The organism is Bacillus sp. z14 (2026) (assembly GCF_058313575.1).
In genome coordinates, this window is sequence record NZ_JBZFQK010000002.1 from 816,432 (window position 1) to 835,121 (window position 18,690).

The following is an 18,690-nucleotide window of genomic DNA, read 5'->3' on the forward strand; positions in this document are numbered from 1 at the left end:
CAGGGAAGAGTGGGGCAACAATTTAATGCATGCCTCACTCTTTTTTACATTACTGAATATTTCTTGGAGAATACGTTTTATTACTTGAAGTTTTAGCTGCTTTAGAGCATTTATCATAGCGGTTAAAATAGAATGAGAATGCTATTATGCTGAATGAAAATCGAATTAATAGAAAAAAGCGGAATATCCAAAATCGGACATTCCGCTTTTTTTCCTTAATGGTGATCTTTAATTTGATTTTGTTTCCTCTAGCTTTGTTAATTTATTGCGCATCTCTAAAGAATCCTTTTTTCCATGCATAAAATAATAGACTACGATTAATGCCAATACGAGAATCGACATGATTAGATAGAGATTTCGATAGCCTGTGAAAGGAATAATCATTCCAAGTACATATGGGCCAATTCCGAAGCCTACATCCAAAAAGATAAAAAAGGTTGCTGTTGCTAAACCGATTCGGTGAGGAGGAGTCACTTTTACGGCAATAGCCTGAGTTGTAGATTGGATATTCCCAAAACCGAGTCCAATAATTGCGCCGGCTAAAAGCAAAATAAATCCGTTATTAGCATAGCTTAATAGAAGAAGTCCAAGGGCAAATACAAGTAAGCAGGGATACATAATAATATTAGATCCTTTTAAGTCTAACAAGCGGCCAGTAAAAGGTCTTGACACTAAAACCGCTGCTGCATAAACGACAAAAAAGAAACTTGCTGCTTCAACTAATTGAATCTCTTCTGAATAGAAAGTAATAAATGATAAGACGCTTGAATAGCATAGGGCTCCCAGCATCATAACGATAGCAATGGGGATAGCCTTTGGTTCAATAAAACTGGAAAGCTTAACTCTATTGTTTTCTGATTCAACAGAAGTGTGAGATTGTTCATTTTGTATTTTTAATAGAAAGGCAGTTAAAAAGCTAACAGCTCCCAATGCTATACAAAAGCTGAAAATGACTTCAAATGTTGTATGCTGTTTTAAATAAATACCTAAAAAAGGACCAATCGCAGTAGCAAGAGTGGCACTAAGGCTAAAATATCCAACGCCTTCACCACGTCGTTCTGCTGGTATGATTTGCGCTACAATGGTACCGGTAGCCGTACTTGCAATTCCTAATCCGATTCCATGTAATAAGCGGTTAACCATCAAAAAAGACAAGCTATTAATCCCAAAATATAAAATAGTTGTTAATGTAAAAACGATAAGTCCGAATAATAATATTCTTTTTCTGCCGTATTTATCGATAATTCTACCTGTCAGAAGTCGGCCAATAAGTGCTCCAATAATAAAAATTCCGGTAACCAGTCCTGCTTCACTCGTTGAAGCACTAAATTGTTCAACAGCATAGACCGAAATTGACACCATTAATAAATAAAAAACAAGTGTTAATAAAAAATTAATGGTGGATACAATGATAAAATCTTTTGTCCATAATTTTGCTCGTTCCGTTTGCATAGTTATCTCCTTACTCATTAAAATTTTGCTTAATCCTTTCTAGGATATTTAGGAATTGTTCTTGTTCATCTGTCGTAATACCTATTAACTTTCCAATCTGAAATTCATCAATCTCACTTCTTACAACTTTATATTGTTTCTCTCCTTTAGCAGTCAGTTGAATATTTTTCTTCCTTTTATCTGAGCTTGAAAATGACTGAATATACCCTTGCTGCTCGAGGCTGTTGACTGTGCGGGTTATCGCTGGCTTTTCGATACTTTGATATTTAGATATCTCAACAAGGGTATGTGGCCCATAATTAAAAAGGATATACATAATTGTCCATTGTGGTCTGTTCAAAGCATATCTACCTAGAATTTCATTTAACTGGTCAATATAAGGTTTATGCACCATAGACAACTCGTGAAATAACTGTTGATATCTTTCCATTTTACCTCCTTATAAATTAGTTACTTTAGTTAACTAATCCAATTTTTTTATTATGGCAGAGAAGAGGAGAAGATGTCCAGTCTTTTTATAATGGTAAAAGATAGGCATATTATTTTGCTTTGAATTCAAACTATATTAAAATAAATTTACAAATCATATATCGTACATGGAGGTATACATATGACTAAAGTTTTATTTGTTAAAGTAAACGATCGACCGGCAGACCAAGCTGTTTCTGTTCAAATGTACAATGCATTTTTACATGCATATAAAGAAGCAAATCCAACTGATCAAATTACAGAGCTGGATTTATTCCAAGTAGAACTCCCTTACTATGGAAATGCGGCGATTACCGCTCTTTATAAAAACAATCAAGGAATCGAATTAACAGAAGAAGAAACTAAATATGTTAATTTAGCAAATCAATATATCGATCAATTCTTATCCATGGATAAAATTGTTTTTGCCTTCCCTCTTTGGAATTCAACTGTTCCTGCGCCATTAATTACGTATATTTCGTATTTGGCTCAAGCCGGAAAAATGTTTAAGTATACTGCTGAAGGTCCGATAGGATATGCAGCTGATAAAAAGGTAGCACTATTGTCTGCAAGAGGTTCTGATTACTCAGCTATACCAGGAGCGGAAATGGCAGTTAATTTAGTTAAATCTGCTATTAGCCTTTGGGGAATTACTAACCCAGAAGTTATGGTTATTGAAGGACATAATCAATACCCAGACCGTACGGTTGAAATTGTTGCAGAAGGGCTTGAGAAAACAGCTAAACTTGCTGCCCGCTTCTAATTAAGAAACATCAATACTATATCGTTGGATTTACCATTAATATAGAAAACAATAAAAACAGTGGGATTCGATTAAGAATTCCCACTGTTTTTATATATAAAGGACGATAAATGACGCGTTTGTTAAAAAATAAGCAGAATAGTACCAATTGTAATCGCAATACCACCAATAATCGTATTTTTATTAGGTTTTTCTTTTAAAATAATAAAGCTTAACACCATTGTAATGACTACGCTGAATTTATCGATGGGAGCTACGATAGACACCTTTCCGATTTGAATGGCAGCAAAGTAGCACAACCAAGATAAGCCAGTTGCGATACCCGATAGGATTAAAAAGACATAGGACCTATTAGAGATCGTTTTAAGATCTTTTTGCGTTCTTTGGAAAAATACAATGCTCCAGGCAAAAATTAAGATCACTACAGTACGAATGAAGGTGGCGACATTTGAATCGACATCCTCGATACCGATTTTCGCCAATATACTGGTTAGTGCTGCAAAAACGGCTGATAAGACAGCCAGGAAAATATACGACTGAAGATAGCCTTCTTTCTTCTTTTTTTCTCTCTTACCGATAAGAATAAAAGTACCAATCGTAATAACGCCCCCTCCTGCAATCACTAACGGAGTCAACGGTTCCTGAAGGATGATAAAGGATAAAATAATTGTAATTATGACGCTTGATTTATCAATAGGAACTACTTTTGATACATCACCAATTTGTATGGCCTTAAAAAAACATAGCCACGATAGGCCAGTGGTTATACCTGATAAGATAATGAAAATCCATGCCTTAGGATGGATAGTATACAGCTCATCCCATTGCCCGGTTATTCGAACAACGGCATAAGCCATAATTAGGACTACAAACGTTCGAATCGCAGTGGCCAAATTTGAATTCACATTATTAATCCCGATTTTTGCTAATATTGACGTTAATGCTGCAAATAAAGCAGCCAGTAAAGCTAACAGTATGCTCATGAAAATCCTCGCTTATTTATGTACTTAGAATCGGTTTGTTCCTCTGGTTTTTTCTAACTTTAACTATAACTCAATTCCATTTAAAAAGGTATTTGGTTTCATATAAGTTTAAATACTTGATTCTTGAGTTGTATTTACATGAAGAAAAAATACACTCCTTATGTCACATAGATTATCTACCCGGCATAAAAAGTGTATTTTAGTTTTAGGATTCAAAGGATATATAGTAGGGATATGGGAATCTCATTTCAAGCTGTTAATTCAAACGTTCCAACGGTTTAACTGCTGGGCCTTCGATGACTTCCCCGTTAGGTGCAAAGCGGGATCCATGACATGGGCAATCCCAGGAACGTTCTCCATTATTCCATTTCACTTCACACCCCATATGGGTACAGGTAGTATCTACTACACAAACGTTACCTGTATGGTCGCGATAGGCACCGGCTCTTTTACCATTAAAGGTAACGATACTGCCTTCATCGGGTTTAAGTTCATCTGGACTGATATCTTTATCAGCAAGTTTTCCTTTAATTAATTCTTTTGCTACATTTATATTTTCTTTTATGAATTTACCGGCAGATTGTATATGTGTTTCTGAACGAGTGGGGGTAAACAGATCAAAATATGGATTTTCTTTTCCACGTACTAAATCACTTAAAATTAGAGCAGCGACAGCTCCGTTCGACATTCCCCATTTCCCAAAACCAGTTGCAACAAAAATATGATCCTTCATAGAAGAATATGGACCAATATAAGGGACATAATCCAATGTTTCTAAATCCTGTGCTGACCATCTGTATGGAAGGTCATTAACTGTGTAATACTTTTCGGCAAAATCCTTTAGTGCTTCATAATGCTTAAATGGATTTTCGCTTTGACCGGTTTTATGACTTTCTCCTCCAAATAATACCAGGGTTTTATCCCCGTCTTTTGTATGGCGGATTGAGCGGGTAGGCTGCTCGGCGCTAATGTACATTCCATCTGGTAGGTCTTCCTTGATTTCAGCGGCAACAATGTAAGAGCGTTTCGGGCTCAGGCGAGAGAAGTACAGTCCCTGCATATCATAGAATGGATAGTGGGAAGCAATCACAACTTTATTGCAATAAATGGTATGTCCATTCTTCACTTTAACTTGAACAGGTCCTTTATCGTCATCTTCAATAGCTTCTACTGGCGATTGTTCAAATACTTGTCCGCCTTTTTTTATAATCAGGTTTAAAATATGGCCTAAGTATTTAACTGGATGAAATTGTGCTTGATTAGGCATAATAATGGCATTTTTGATTGGATAAGGCAAAGGCAGGTGTTCGACAAGTTTACCTGGAATGCCCAGTTTTTGATAAGCTTCGAACTCTGACTTGATTTTCTTTTCAAATTTTTCAGTCTCTGCGTAAAGGATGGCTTCCTGTTCTTCATAATCACAATCGATCTCTTCTTCTTTGTAGAGAGAATGGATAAATTCAAGGCCATCCATATTTGCCTGATAGTATAGTTTCGCTTTTTCTTCACCTACCGAATTAATTAATTTGTCATAAATTAATCCATGCTGGGCGGTTATTTTTGCTGTTGTATGGCCTGTTGTCCCATTCATCACTTCGCTTGCCTCAACTAATGCAACCTTTACTCCTTTGCTGACCAATTGATAAGCCGTTAAAATACCGACTATTCCAGCTCCAACTATAACAACATCTGTTTCTAAATCATTTTGTAGCTTATTAAATTTCAGTTCTTCTTGATTCTGCATGAACTTCGTCCAATATGAACTCGATTGATTAGGTAATTGATTCATTTTAACCCCTCCGGTTTTTCCAATATAGTATATAGTTACCCATGTTTTGTTAAAAAAATCAGCTAATTATGATAAACGGATTGTTTATAATGAAGACCGATTGGATATTAAGTAAAAAAATGGGGGCTGGAGGGGAATTCGATTGAGGAGTCAAACTAAAAAGAAATTATTAGTAATAGGAAGCTTTCTGTTGGGATTCGGCTTTATGGGTGCTATGGATGGGATTATTTTTCATCAGCTTTTACAATGGCATAGTGTCGTGATGGAAACGAGTCGCTCAGGTCAAATCATGAGTGATGGGATTTTTCATTTTGCGGTGACGATTGCTTTGGTGGCAGGGGGCTTTATTTTATGGCTTGCTGGTAACCCATCAGACCAAAAGCAGGGTGTCAAACAGATTATTAGTTGGTTTTTAATTGGCTCAGGTTTATTCAATATGTTGGAAGGGATTGTTAATCATCATATCCTGCAGATTCATAGGGTAAAACCAGGTGATCCCAATGCTTTATTCTATGATATAGCGTTTCTGATAGTTGGAGCTATTTTATTTTTGATTGGTTTGTATTTGAAAAATAGTGCGTCCAGGCATAAGGGTGGCGAAGAGATTCATGTATAGAATACTTAGCTTTATTGTTATCGCTGGGTTTGTATCCATCATGCTATATTTTCATCAACAAAGCAGCCATTTCAGCAATGATGCTCATGCTGGGCATACGGGACAACATGATGGATTAGAAATAAGCAATATAAGTGAAGTGAAAATTCCGGAAATTAATGGATGGATCAAGCAGGATCAAACAGGGTGTTGGATGCTGAAAATCAACACAAAAAACTTTTCGTTTAAACCAGAAAAGCTGGGTTTGAATGAGCAACGAATTAATGAAGGTCATGCCCATCTATATATGAATGGAGATAAAAAGAATAGAATTTATGGTCAATATTATGATTTAGGCACACTCAAACCAGGGGTGTACAAGGTGAAGGTTACGTTAAATACGAATAATCATAAAGCACTAATGTATAACGGTAAGGAGATTGCCTATCACTATAAACTTAAGGTGAAATAGATTACAAACAGTCATCTGACAATTCAGAAGATATACCTATATGGTAATTTGGAATTAAATGGTATGATTATTCATATAAATGATTATCGATGGAGGATGAAATGTTTGGAAAAATTTATATTGCTATTCTAGTATGTTTTTCTCTCGTTTCTTGTATGATGGCCATCGTAAAACCTTCCATATTTGACTTGCATTTAAAAAATTTTCGCCGAAGCCTTTATACGTTATTTGTGCTTTGCCTCGGAATCGGCATTATTGCAGGCGGAATAAATATAACCAACTGGACATATATATTGAGTTTAACTGCAATCGTTGTTTTTATCGATTTATCCGTTCTTTTAACACCAAGCATTTTAAAGATATGGCAGGCAGAGTTTATAACAGGTTCTGAATTTCTTGAAGCTACCATAAAGGAAAATGAAAAAATTCAACGAGCGACGGTGACAAAGGTAGAGCATATGTCCTTATTAGTACAGGATGCTATCTATTATTTTGAGCAAAAGCCTGTTCCTGAAAACGGAGAAGAATATGAGAGAGAGTTAAAGAAATATCTTGTCCTGTATTGTGAGGAATTTGGTTTGTCAGTTGATATCAATCAGTACGAAGCTGACGATTCGATTGACTTAGATATATCCGTCAGGGAGAGAATTAAACAAAAGCTTATCAGGATTGATCATACACATAATTTCGATTTTAATCAGCAGCTTTTACAAAGCTTTACCGATTCGATTTTCAATTTAGAGGTTATCACCCTTGAAGACCACGATGCTTTGTTAATTCCTATCCATTTACAAATGTATAACTTTATTATAGTTTTAAAGAAAGATAAGGGCATTCCCATTGAAGTGGATGGTGTTCATATTGCTAATTTAGTTCACATTTATGATTCGTTTATGTAAAACTTTGGTATAATAAGGGTATAAAAGTTAAGGAAGAGAGGAGTAAGATGGCTATGAGGCGTAGGAGAAATAACATTCAGTCTGACGATTCCGCTGAGGCAATGGCAAAAAACTCCCAGTCAGGTCCCAAAATCACCCATCTCTCTGATAAATCAGTCAGTAAGCAGACAAAGAAAGTAAAAGAAATGAATAAAAAAGCATTGGCTTATATATACTCTGTAAAATAACAAAGTGATGGGACTTTGTTATTTTTTTTTGTATTGCTTTTTTGTGTTATAGCATAAGCTATAACAAAATGCACATGTTAGGAGCATAAAATATGACATCTAAGAATGTAACTAAACAATTAGGAAAAAACAGAAGGTACACAGTTTTGGGCAATAAGGCATTAAGGATCAGTAAAATGAATCATGAGGCCATTAGAGTTTTAAAAAAACTTCGAGGTAAATTTGGATAATTGAAGAGACTAAAGGCTAAATAAAACATTCGTTAAAGATAAAAAAGACAGCTTCCGGATAGGGAGAGCTGCCTTAAATTGTAATAAGAATATGTTATTATTTATCCCATGGAAGTAAGTAGAAGAGAATACAGAAGAAATGCATAACACTTCCGGCGATAACGAAAAGATGCCAAATGGCATGATGGAATTTGAAGCCTCTCCATACATAAAAGATAGCACCTACCGTGTATAGAATACCTCCAGTAACTAATAAAATCATTCCATTTGGCTCAAGGAAGTTGACCAATGGTTTCCATGCGAAGACAATCATCCAACCCATTACTATGTAAAGAAGTGTTGATACGATCATATATTTTTTAACAAAAAATGATTTAAAAACTGTTCCCCCAAAAGCTATTCCCCAGACAATACCGAATAAAGTCCAACGTGTCCAACCGTCCAATACAATAAAACAAAATGGCGTGTACGTACCTGCGATAAAAAAATAGATAGCTGAATGGTCGAATATTTCAAATACATTCTTAGCTTTGCCCTGGGGTAAGCTGTGCAAAAGAGTGGAGCACAGATACATAAGAAGCATTGTTATTCCAAATATAGTAAAACTAACGATGTGCCAAGCGGTCCCATATATAGAGGAATGGAAAACCAGCAAAATCAGCGCTACTATACTTAATATAACACCCAGGCCATGGGTAACTGCATTTGCGATTTCTTCACCTTTGCTATAAACATGAATGTCCTTCATTAAATTTCCTTCTTTCTAGTACAATATGAATTATTATCATTAGTATAATGCAATATCATTAATATGTAAATATTAATACTCTATATTATTGCTTCGACAATTCATTATATAGTTTTAATAACTACTTATCACCCTTTTTATAGTATGCATGTTAAATGAGATATTTTTGAATTCATCTTAATTAAGAAAAGGAAACTGGTTATCAGTTTTTTTGTGGTTTACGCAGGTCTGTTATATGAAAGATTTAACTATACCAAGACTCGCATTAGTTCTTCTGAGGCGTGTTGTTTAACTATTCAATAAGAATCATTATTTTAACCATTATAAATAATGAATGGCTTCTACGAATTTAATGAATATAGTAGTATACTAGTATGGTATTTATTTAAGTTACAGTAAAAGGAATGATTGACGTTGAGATTAATTGCAACAGACATGGATGGGACTTTGTTGAATGGTAAAGGTCGTATCAGTAAGGAGAATATAATCGCAATTGAAAAAGCACAGGCGGAAGGGATTCAGGTAGTTATTGTTACAGGAAGACCATACAGTTATGCCTTGATGCCATTGGAACTGGCTGGATTGTGTTGTCCTGTAATTGCATTAAACGGAGCTGAAATAAGAGACGAGCAGGGAGAAGTATTAAATAAACTCCCACTAAAAAAAGAATGGTGCCGCTCAATTCAAAAAGTACTGGAAAATAAAAACGTATATATTGAGTTTTTTACTAACGTTGGAGTTTTTTCTAAAAGTATGGAACAGTATATTGACATTAGAATGCAATTAAAAATGGAGAGATTCCCATACGCTGATGAAGCTCTAATGCTAGAGGATGTTAGAAGAAGAGCGGAGGAACGATTTAAATTCGAACACTGCCATTTTGTAGATAACTTTGAAGGTATATACCTGGATGAAGAATTGATTATCTATAAGATTTTAGTATTATCAGCTGATATGGATGAATTGGCACGTATAAATAGCGAATTAGCCGGTGAAACCGAGTATATCATTACCTCTTCTGAGCGCGGAAACATAGAATTTAATCATCCAAAAGCTCAGAAAGGAACATCATTAAAGATGTTGGCTGATCAATTTAATATCGAGATGAAAGAAGTTATGGCACTTGGTGACCATTTAAATGATGTCTCCATGCTTCAGCTGGCTGGACGTGGAGTAGCTATGGGAAATGCTTCCGATGAGGTGAAAGAACTCTGCCAATATCATACTAAAACGAATGTAGAACATGGTGTTGCCTGTGCGATTGAAGAAGTCCTTGCAATACGTCAAGTTTAAGGTAGTTAGTATGATTACAGCTTAAGTCAATTCTAAATGAGATTGCTAATAATATATTTCATCAAGTCTAATTCTAACAAAACTCAAACTTTATATATGATATATGATTTTCTGCTGATTCTAACGTGATATGTTTATAAATTTTCAGTTGTTAACATCCGTATATACATTCATTTTGTTTATATAAATATGTAAAACAATAGCGAAATAGAATGATTGGTGTATAATGGTAACGGAGCTGACTCCGTAAAATTTTGCAGGGTTATAATTGATCTAATTATAGCCTCAGGAGGAAAAACATGACGATAAGCACAGAAAATATTATGGAATTGATTACGGTTGACCAATGGGATGATGCATATTCAATAATGAAGCAATTACGTACTGATTTGGATAAGCATTCGTATTTAGAATTAATGAATCAAATGCATAAAGAAGGGTACAGGCTTTTTGCATTGTTTTTAGGTGAAGAAGTGGTAGCTGTAATTGGTGTTAGTTCTCGTGTGAATTTCTATAATAAACGTCATATCATTGTTCATGATTTGGTAACAACTGAAAGTAAACGTTCGAGAGGATATGGGGAAAAGCTGCTTGTTTTTATTCATGAATGGGCTAAGGAAAATGGTGCGAATTATGTAGCATTAGAATCTGCTCTTTCACGCACGGATGCTCACCGCTTCTATGAAGAAAAGTTAGGCTACGATAAATGGTGTTACTCATTTCGTAAAAAGCTGTAATACATGATTTCAGATTCTGCGGAACGCCCTTCTTTCGGCATACAAGGTGCAAGCTTTGCATATTTTATTTTTTTTGCCGTGACCATTTTGATATTTGCGTAAATCTTTATCTTTCTTTTTGCAAATAGAACATTTATTGAAAAAAGTGAACATACAAACTTTCTCCTTTAGGAATAAAATAATAGTAGCATAGAACTACTATGAGTATGATAATGAATAACAAAAAAGCCGAAGAAATGTTGTTAATCAGCATTTCTTCGGCTTTTTTGATATTTGCTGATGACTTAAAAAGCTTCATGCCACAGCATAGTTATGGTTAAGGCACTGCTGGAGTCATTTGGATTACCTGGGAATAATTTAATTAATATGGCTCCTGGTGTAAAGACTACCTCTGGGCGATGCTTTAAAGGTAAACTGTTAAGCATTCCTAAGATTTCATTTTTTTGCCCATGCTGAGCATACGTCATTATTTGTCTTGAAAACTGTGGATTGTTTTGAATGTGGTTAGTTATGGTGTAGGCATCATTTATAAGCTCCTTGGCAACCCCTGCTGAATTAATAAATATTACTGGTTGAACTGGAGGAAGCTGGCGATCATAATTTTGGTAATTATTATGGTAACCGGGGTGCATATTATTCATGTCATATGGATTATTCATGTTCCTATCTCCTTTTATCAAAGTAATTATAAATGAATAGATATTAAAGATGGTCTATAGTATTCATACCTATGAAGAGGACTGGCGATAGGTGAATCTTTGGATATGTAAGGAGAAGATGCCTGGTTAAAGTGTTAATGATACTTTTACTTATAATTACTCCTTGTTTTATTGGGATTTTAGTTGGGTCCTTAACCTAGACAACCTATATAGCTGATTGTCTTTTTATTTACTCTTCTTTAAAAGAAGAACTAAGAAAAAAATTCCACTAATAATCTGCTTTAAATAAGGCATGATATATCAGAAAAATGATATAGACGATCTAGCAGATTAACTCATTGTAAGTGTATTAGAAACTTTTTGATGTGAAGCTAACAGGAGGTATTTCATTGAATGCTGGAAAAGTGGATTTAGAAGAGAAAAAGGAGTTCAGGGCTGTACCAATGATGGCAGTTTTGGCAGTGGCAGCATTCATTGGTTTATTCAGTGAAACAGCCTTAAATTTGGCTTTAATCAATATTATGCATGACTTTAATATAGAAGCTTCAACAGCACAATGGCTGACCACAGGATATTTATTGACATTGGGAATTTTGGTACCTGTTTCGGCTATCTTAATTCAAACGTTTACGACCAGGCAATTGTTTTTTTTCTCTCTGGCGATGGGAATTATTGGCACATTGATTGGTGGCCTTGCGCATTCATTTCCTATATTGGTGTCGGCGCGAGTCATCCAGGCCATTGGAACCGCTATTCTTTTACCCTTAATGACTAATTGCACACTTATTATTTTTCCTCCGCATAAACGTGGGGTAGTGATGGGATTAATGGGGCTTGTTATCATGTCTGCTCCTGCATTTGGCCCTACCTTCTCTGGAATCATTGTAGACCAATTAAGTTGGCATTGGATTTTTTGGACATGTTTGCCGATATTATTGCTTTCCATGGGTGCCGGGATATTTTTTATGAAAAATGTTACAAAACTAACAAAACCAAAGATCGATATAAGGTCAGTAATACTTTCCTCAATTGGATTTGGCGGGATTGTTTACGGATTTAGTGCTGCCGGAGAGGGCGGAGGTGGATGGGGAGAAGCACATGTGTTACTCCCTATTGGAATCGGTCTATTTTTCTTGATATTGTTCTCCTTCCGTCAAATTTATACTGATAATCCTATGATTAATTTGCGCGTATTCACTTACCCTATGTTTTCCCTGGGTGTCTCATTGGTTTTTTTAGCTATGTTAATGATTTTATCGAATGCCATTCTATTACCGATGTATTTAAAAGGAGGGCTACTATTATCGGCATTTACAGCTGGTTTAACGCTTTTGCCTGGTGGGATAATGAATGGGATTATGTCTCCAATTAACGGAAAATTAATGGATAAATATGGGGCGAGATGGTTGGTGGTTATTGGGTTTGTATTAACTAGTATAGCGAGTATTTTATTTTTACAAATCACAGCTGATACTTCTTTATCGACAATTATCATAATGCATGTTTGCTTATCAATTGGCATTGCTTTTATCATGATGCCTTCACAGACAAATGGCTTAAATCAATTACCCAGAAAATATTATCCTGATGGGACCGCTGTCATGAGCACGCTTCAGCAAATTGCCGGAGCTATCGGAACTGCATTGGCGATTACCTTTATGACAATGGGGCAAAATTCATATTTAAATGAAGCAGGGAGTTATCCTAATTCAGAGGTTCTAACGGAGGCTCTCATTTATGGTGTGAAAAAAGGGTATATCCTTATAATGGTTGCTTCAATTACCGGGTTATTATTGTCTTTATTTCTGAAAAGAGTGAAAGTATAGAGAAAGAAAACTCCTTATGTGAAATAGGGAGTTTTCTTTTTGGGTATATAGGCCGATTATTTTGAAATAAATGTATATATTAAAGTAAAAAAATAATCAAAAAGTGTAAAAAGGGTTTATAAGTTTGTAAATAGAGGAATTTAGGTATAGGTGTTGTTCTGTTTGTATAATATGAAAGCTAATACAAAACATATAACTAACTATCTTTTATACAGATAGTAAATCGGAAAAGATAGTGAATTACCATAGAATACCACAAAAAATCTTGAATATTTTCACAGAAGCAGAAGAACAAAAGGGGTTGCTAAGACTTGAAGCTTAAAAATTTGTTGAGTGATGTCGCAAAAGTGTCAGATAAGGATAAAGAAATATATATTACCGGGATTGCTAATAATTCATTAGAGGTAAAAGAGGGATTCATATTTGTAGCCATTACAGGATTTCAGGTGGATGGTCATACGTATATTGAAAAGGCAATTGAAGCTGGAGCGAGAGTTATAATCGGCGAAAAAGAAATCACTGATCTATCGGTCCCGTATATTAGGGTTGAAAATAGCCGCGCTATCCTGGCTGATTTAGCTAAACGTTTTTATCCTGTGCAAGCAGATAGAACAATTATTGGAGTAACAGGTACAAATGGAAAAACTACTACTTCGTTTATGTTGAAGCATATCCTTGAAGCTTATGGTAGATCCTGTTCTTTATTTGGTTCGGTTTATAATTATATAAATGGTGAAAAATCTACACCCTCTGTAAATACAACCATGGATGCATTGCAATTACAAAAAGAATTATCAAGAAGTCAAGATGATATTGTCATAATGGAAGTATCTTCACACGCACTGTCACAATATCGAGTGAAAGGGATTAGCTATGATTATGCTCTTTTTACAAACTTAGACCATGACCATTTAGATTATCATAAGGATATGGATGATTATTTTTCAGTAAAAGCACAGCTTTTTACTCAATTAAAGCCAGATGGTGCTGCTGTGATTAATACGAATAACAAATGGGGCAGTAAACTTGAAAAAAGGTTATGCGGTACTAATGACCAAATTTTTTGTGTAGGGAATAAAGAATCTGATTTGTATATTCAGCAAAATAAAACGGGTGATATACAGTTTGTATATAAAAATAAAGAAATCTATCCTATTAGGCTTTCTATTAAGGGAAAACATAATATTCAAAATGCGGCGCTTGCATTTCTAACAGCGAGAAATATGTGTGTACCAGGTGAAGTAATAATTAATGCACTACAATCATTCCCTGGCGTGCCGGGGAGATTTGAAGTAGTGAATCACCCGACAGGTGCACAGTTAGTTGTAGATTATGCTCATACTTGCGATGCTTTTGCACAATGTCTTAAAACCGGAAGAGAGATGGGGGCAAAGCGCATCATTCATATCTTTGGATTTAGGGGAAATCGAGATGTGACAAAGAGACGTGGTATGGTTGAAATCTCGAAAAAGCACAGTGACCTATGTATTTTAACGCTGGATGATTTAGGGACCGAATCTTTTGAGGGGATGATAGAAGCACTACATGATTTAAAGCCATCTGCCAAAGGGAAGGTCATACCGGATCGTACGTCGGCAATCGAATATGCTTGGAAAATTGCAAAAGATGGTGACTGGATTTTTATTACCGGAAAAGGCAATGAAGTTTATAAAAATACGTATCTTTTACCGACTAATTCCGACATAGATACATTAACTTATCTTTCAAAAGAGGAAAAAACAGTTAAGGTAATTTGAGCCTGATTGCAAAATTTGTTGAATAAATAATAATATAGTCGAATTTCCAAGAAAACGTTTGACTATAGTAAGTAGTTAAATTATATTAAGTATGTAGTAATGATTACTACATACTATTTTTAATATAAAATTGGTCATACCATTTTGTTTAAAAGGGGAAGAGGGAATGAAACAAGAACCACCAAGAATTGCTTGGATTACAGACACGACATGCACATTAAACGAGAATTTTATTAAAAAAAATCGAATAAATATTATTCCTTTACAAATTGTTATCGATGGAGTTTCATACAAAGAAACAATTGATATTACAGAAAAAGAATTTTACGAAAGAATGGCAAGTGAAAATACCACTTTCCAATCATCACAACCATCAATTGGTGAATTTGTTGAATTATATGAAAAACTGAAAGAAGAGTATGATTATGGAATAGCGTTCCATTGCTCGGGTAAACTATCAGGTACTTTTTCAACATCTGTAATGGCTGCTGAGCAAGTAGGTTTTAAATTGTTTGCAATTGATTCACGTACTGGATCTTACCCTCTTTCTTATTTGATGAAAAAAGGTATAGAGTTATTTGAACAGGGTTTTGATGCTGAAGAAATTGTCAGACAAATCGAAGAAATCAAAACGAATGCAAGGCTTTTCCTCATACCGTCTAATCTTAATCAGCTCCATAAAAGCGGGCGAGTCTCAGGAAGCCAACGGCTCATTGCTAACTTGTTTAATATTAAGCCTATTCTTTCTATAGAAACAGAAGGGGCTAAAATTAGAGAAAAAGTTAGAACTGAAAAGAGAGCTATCCATTATATATTGGATTTATTAAGAGAAGATATGAAAGTTTGTAAGGTTAGTAAAATAGTAGTTATCCATGCTGATGACGAAGAAAATGCGCGTAAATTGGAAAAACAAATAAATGAAGAATTTAACTCCATTCCTACTGAGCGAATGCTATTGGTTCCTGTTGCTGGAGTCCATACAGGAGTAGGAACAATCGGAGTCTCATGGGTATGTGAATAAATAGTAAAACTAAAGAAACTAAAGCTCCTCGACTGGGAGCTTTAGTTTTTTATAGTTACATACTGGTTGTATCATTTAAATTTATTTCGTTTGGATTATCCAATGCTTCCTTAGGAAGTACAATCTTATCAATTTTATTATAGTCATAGTAGCTAGATTCAATACTTTGTTCTAATACAAGGGAATTTCCGTTTTCCGAGATACCTATATTCATATCTACATTCATCACCGATGGTAAAAAAGTATTTTTGTCTATAAAGATTTCATATTCGACTTCTTGTAGTGTCATAGATTTCAGAGCTGTTTCTAATTCAGGTATATTAGCAGGTAATGATCCTTTTACGTATTCATTTAATTTTTCATCATTGCCTGCTAAAGTTAAAACATATTGATCAGCTTCCTGCTCAAAGGTAAAGTCGTCTGCAAATGACTCTAAATCTTTCAGAGAATCTAATTGATTCGTTCCCGGCTGTAAATTAAGCCCTTTCGCCACCTCAGTATAATCTGCATTATATCTTCCCCACTGATCTCCCTCGATATCGTGCATGAAAAATCCTTCATCTGTTAAATATTGATCGATTTTACCTTCCTGTTCTCCGGTTGCTGGATTTTTATAATAAATTTCAATCTGTTGGTATAAGGACAAAGGTTCCTGAATCATTTTAGAGTCTGTCCTTGTTTCTGTTGTCAAAATGATTCCATCAGCTTCAGTTGATATTTCTTGATCTATATCTAATTTAAGACCAAGACTTTTAACTTCAGAAGAAGCCTCAACCATTTTTTTATAGACTTCCTTGGCTGTTAGTTCAGATTCACCATTTTTTGTTTCCTCTGCCTTTGCTACCTCATTGCCATTTTTAGATACCGGTGAAGCTTCCTCATTACAAGCAGTTAAAAATAAAATGAAAAAAATACTTCCCAAATAAGATACTGACTTCTTCAACATATGTTCCTCCTTGATATTGAATTCACTGAAAACGAAGTACATTCTAAAGCATATTAAGCAAAGTCATATATGTATAAATTAATTGCAAGTTTGCAAGTGCTTAACTAAGTAGACAATTGGACTGATATCAGGAAATGAATTTTTTATACTGATTGAGATGATACCTAATGAAGAGAGCATCTGGAGATTATTCATAGTGGTAATGATCAAATCAACAATAACACAATACCCTAAATTTTGTAAAAATGCATCTTTATAAATATAATTAATATTTTGTTTGAATATGATTATAGCAACTGTATTACTAGTTATATAAGTAAACAAAACAGAAGAGAAGGGGGGCAAAAGCTGGTGTGAATTCTGAATGGAGGATACCGCTACATTAATCTAAACTTTAAATTTATAAATGATAATCTAAAAGTAGCAAAGAATGGCTGGATCAATGAAAGGGGTTCTGGCCTATTTTATATAGCCGGTTTTGTCAGAATGCAGATAAATTTTTTACTAGCAATAGTGGCAAAAAATGGATTGTCTTAATATCCAATCTTAAATAGTGTTTAAAAAAATAGGCTGTCGACAAAGTCGGCAGCCTAAAAACCATCTAATCTAAAGGTTATCATATATCAGGATTTATAGCTTTAAAATCAGAACCCTTCTTTAAATCATGGAATTTAACCTATGATTTAAAAAGTATTATTTTCATAGGTCTTTTTATTTATTTTATCGATTACCCTATGCAGGTCATCAGGTTTGTGGAATTCGATGGGGGAGAATCCCTTCTCAAATAAAATTTGCTCTGCTTCAATCACCAATACATAACGATTGTTAATTTTGGCTAAATGAATGGTTTCACCGAAATCGGCCAGCAATCCTTTAATATTCGTATTATCCAGCTTCATCTTTAGTTCAATATCCGGTTCTTGTTCAACAATTTGAGCGGCTGCTTCTACAACTTGTTCAGTTGTTAATCGTTCCTGAAGCTCACGCTTGGGACTGTCAGCCCAGATTTCAATAGCTTCTTCAAACTGACGGCGTTCCTCACTTTCGGGCTCATATACTTCACCAATATGCTCCTGTACCATGTCAATGACATGATTCTTCACTAATTCTTGTTTAGATTCACCATACTCTACAAATTTTAAAAAATCTTCGAAATATCGGGCATGTGAGGATTGATGAATTTTTAATTCGCTTTCCTCAATCATGCCTTCTTCAGGCATATGAGGGTATAGAATGGATTTCATATTTTTAGTAGTGATGGCCATCTCGACATTGCGAATTAATGTTTTTTCATCAGATATAGAAGCGACCTTTGGTTCAAAATCACATTTCATTAAAAATAAAAATCGATGTTCGAAAAATTTCCGCGGTACGGCTGAAGCCATAACATACACACCGCCCCGAACTGCACTTGTATCAAGATAAGCATGAACGAATTCCTCACTGAATGCTTTAAAATCTTCTTTATTATCAGCAAAGCGAGTACGGTTAAATGCATTGTAGTTTGGATTTGAATCCAATGTATGACCTGGTTCAATTATAAAATGGCCCAGCTTTGTTGGTACTTGTTCTGAATTGGGATGACGATCGACTTTACGCTTTACGATTTTCTTGAATTCGCCATCAAGGAAATCTTTAAGAGCACTTTCCTCATATTCATCTGTATCAAGTGTTTGATAATGCTTAGCTGTAGGCTGTTCCTTATCTTCTGTTTCCACAACAAAGAAAGATAAAAATTTAATCTCAAATTCCATGTTATACACCTTTTTTCCTTAGAGTCAGCCTTTTCAGTATCCCAAAACAGAGGTATTTCGTCAATGAAGAC

18 protein-coding genes are annotated in these 18,690 nt (G+C 34.8%); 10 read left to right on the plus strand and 8 right to left on the minus strand.

What is annotated here, in order from left to right:
* Positions 1-228: 228 nt before the first annotated feature.
* Together AC4G3O_RS10020 and AC4G3O_RS10025 are read right to left on the minus strand one after the other, a co-directional pair.
* Positions 229-1,452: an MFS transporter gene (locus tag AC4G3O_RS10020; protein WP_066100066.1), complete on the minus strand. Its 1,224-nt coding sequence runs from the start codon at positions 1,450-1,452 to the stop codon at positions 229-231.
* Positions 1,453-1,462: 10 nt separating this feature from the next.
* Positions 1,463-1,882, minus strand: coding sequence for a MarR family winged helix-turn-helix transcriptional regulator (locus AC4G3O_RS10025; protein WP_066100061.1), 420 nt, complete (start codon positions 1,880-1,882; stop codon positions 1,463-1,465).
* Between the two features lie 180 nt (positions 1,883-2,062).
* Here AC4G3O_RS10025 and AC4G3O_RS10030 point away from each other — a divergent pair, with 180 nt between their 5' ends.
* Entirely contained in the window at positions 2,063-2,683 is a 621-nt protein-coding gene (locus AC4G3O_RS10030; RefSeq protein ID WP_066100058.1) for an FMN-dependent NADH-azoreductase, read from the plus strand.
* A 122-nt stretch (positions 2,684-2,805) separates the two neighbouring features.
* Here the strand turns inward: AC4G3O_RS10030 and AC4G3O_RS10035 are convergent, their stop codons facing one another.
* Both AC4G3O_RS10035 and AC4G3O_RS10040 read right to left on the minus strand, forming a co-directional pair.
* Positions 2,806-3,666, minus strand: a complete 861-nt coding sequence (locus AC4G3O_RS10035; RefSeq protein WP_491136115.1) for an EamA family transporter — start codon at positions 3,664-3,666, stop codon at positions 2,806-2,808.
* Between the two features lie 256 nt (positions 3,667-3,922).
* Positions 3,923-5,455 carry an FAD-dependent oxidoreductase gene (locus tag AC4G3O_RS10040; RefSeq protein WP_139891181.1) on the minus strand — a complete coding sequence of 511 codons (1,533 nt, stop codon included), beginning with the start codon at positions 5,453-5,455 and terminating at the stop codon, positions 3,923-3,925.
* A 142-nt stretch (positions 5,456-5,597) separates the two neighbouring features.
* Here AC4G3O_RS10040 and AC4G3O_RS10045 point away from each other — a divergent pair, with 142 nt between their 5' ends.
* From AC4G3O_RS10045 to AC4G3O_RS10060, 4 genes are all read left to right on the plus strand, one after another.
* Complete coding sequence (locus tag AC4G3O_RS10045) at positions 5,598-6,071, plus strand: DUF2243 domain-containing protein (protein ID WP_140461313.1); 474 nt, start codon at positions 5,598-5,600, stop codon at positions 6,069-6,071.
* Complete coding sequence (locus AC4G3O_RS10050) at positions 6,064-6,522, plus strand: hypothetical protein (RefSeq protein WP_491136116.1); 459 nt, start codon at positions 6,064-6,066, stop codon at positions 6,520-6,522. The genes AC4G3O_RS10045 and AC4G3O_RS10050 overlap by 8 nt, the downstream gene beginning before the upstream one ends.
* Positions 6,523-6,623: 101 nt before the next feature.
* Complete coding sequence (locus tag AC4G3O_RS10055; RefSeq protein ID WP_491136117.1) at positions 6,624-7,421, plus strand: type II toxin-antitoxin system SpoIISA family toxin; 798 nt, start codon at positions 6,624-6,626, stop codon at positions 7,419-7,421.
* A 53-nt stretch (positions 7,422-7,474) separates the two neighbouring features.
* Complete coding sequence (locus AC4G3O_RS10060; RefSeq protein WP_181161988.1) at positions 7,475-7,648, plus strand: hypothetical protein; 174 nt, start codon at positions 7,475-7,477, stop codon at positions 7,646-7,648.
* A gap of 327 nt (positions 7,649-7,975) precedes the next feature.
* Here the strand turns inward: AC4G3O_RS10060 and trhA are convergent, their stop codons facing one another.
* Complete coding sequence (gene trhA, locus AC4G3O_RS10065) at positions 7,976-8,626, minus strand: PAQR family membrane homeostasis protein TrhA (protein ID WP_066100039.1); 651 nt, start codon at positions 8,624-8,626, stop codon at positions 7,976-7,978.
* A gap of 414 nt (positions 8,627-9,040) precedes the next feature.
* Here trhA and AC4G3O_RS10070 point away from each other — a divergent pair, with 414 nt between their 5' ends.
* Positions 9,041-9,919: a Cof-type HAD-IIB family hydrolase gene (locus AC4G3O_RS10070; protein ID WP_066100036.1), complete on the plus strand. Its 879-nt coding sequence runs from the start codon at positions 9,041-9,043 to the stop codon at positions 9,917-9,919.
* A gap of 299 nt (positions 9,920-10,218) precedes the next feature.
* The gene (locus tag AC4G3O_RS10075; protein ID WP_077247926.1) at positions 10,219-10,656 is read left to right on the plus strand and encodes a GNAT family N-acetyltransferase; all 438 of its coding nucleotides are present in this window, start codon (positions 10,219-10,221) and stop codon (positions 10,654-10,656) included.
* 284 nt (positions 10,657-10,940) lie between these two features.
* Here the strand turns inward: AC4G3O_RS10075 and AC4G3O_RS10080 are convergent, their stop codons facing one another.
* A complete protein-coding gene (locus AC4G3O_RS10080; protein WP_066100033.1) occupies positions 10,941-11,315 on the minus strand; it encodes a YuzC family spore coat inner layer protein in 375 nt (124 codons plus the stop codon).
* A 443-nt stretch (positions 11,316-11,758) separates the two neighbouring features.
* Between AC4G3O_RS10080 and AC4G3O_RS10085 the strand changes: the two genes are divergently transcribed.
* The 3 genes from AC4G3O_RS10085 to AC4G3O_RS10095 all read left to right on the plus strand — a co-directional run bounded on the left by AC4G3O_RS10085 (position 11,759) and on the right by AC4G3O_RS10095 (position 15,919).
* Positions 11,759-13,141: a DHA2 family efflux MFS transporter permease subunit gene (locus tag AC4G3O_RS10085; protein ID WP_491136182.1), complete on the plus strand. Its 1,383-nt coding sequence runs from the start codon at positions 11,759-11,761 to the stop codon at positions 13,139-13,141.
* A gap of 311 nt (positions 13,142-13,452) precedes the next feature.
* Entirely contained in the window at positions 13,453-14,898 is a 1,446-nt protein-coding gene (locus AC4G3O_RS10090) for a UDP-N-acetylmuramoyl-L-alanyl-D-glutamate--2,6-diaminopimelate ligase (RefSeq protein ID WP_066100031.1), read from the plus strand.
* 166 nt (positions 14,899-15,064) lie between these two features.
* Positions 15,065-15,919, plus strand: coding sequence for a DegV family protein (locus AC4G3O_RS10095; RefSeq protein ID WP_140461315.1), 855 nt, complete (start codon positions 15,065-15,067; stop codon positions 15,917-15,919).
* 55 nt (positions 15,920-15,974) lie between these two features.
* On the opposite strand, the gene AC4G3O_RS10100 is transcribed toward AC4G3O_RS10095, so the two are convergent.
* On the minus strand, positions 15,975-16,865 hold the full coding sequence (locus AC4G3O_RS10100) for a DUF6612 family protein (RefSeq protein WP_066100023.1): 891 nt from the start codon (positions 16,863-16,865) through the stop codon (positions 15,975-15,977).
* A 683-nt stretch (positions 16,866-17,548) separates the two neighbouring features.
* On the minus strand, positions 17,549-18,619 hold the full coding sequence (locus tag AC4G3O_RS10105) for a DUF3900 domain-containing protein (protein WP_491136118.1): 1,071 nt from the start codon (positions 18,617-18,619) through the stop codon (positions 17,549-17,551).
* Positions 18,620-18,690: the final 71 nt, after the last annotated feature.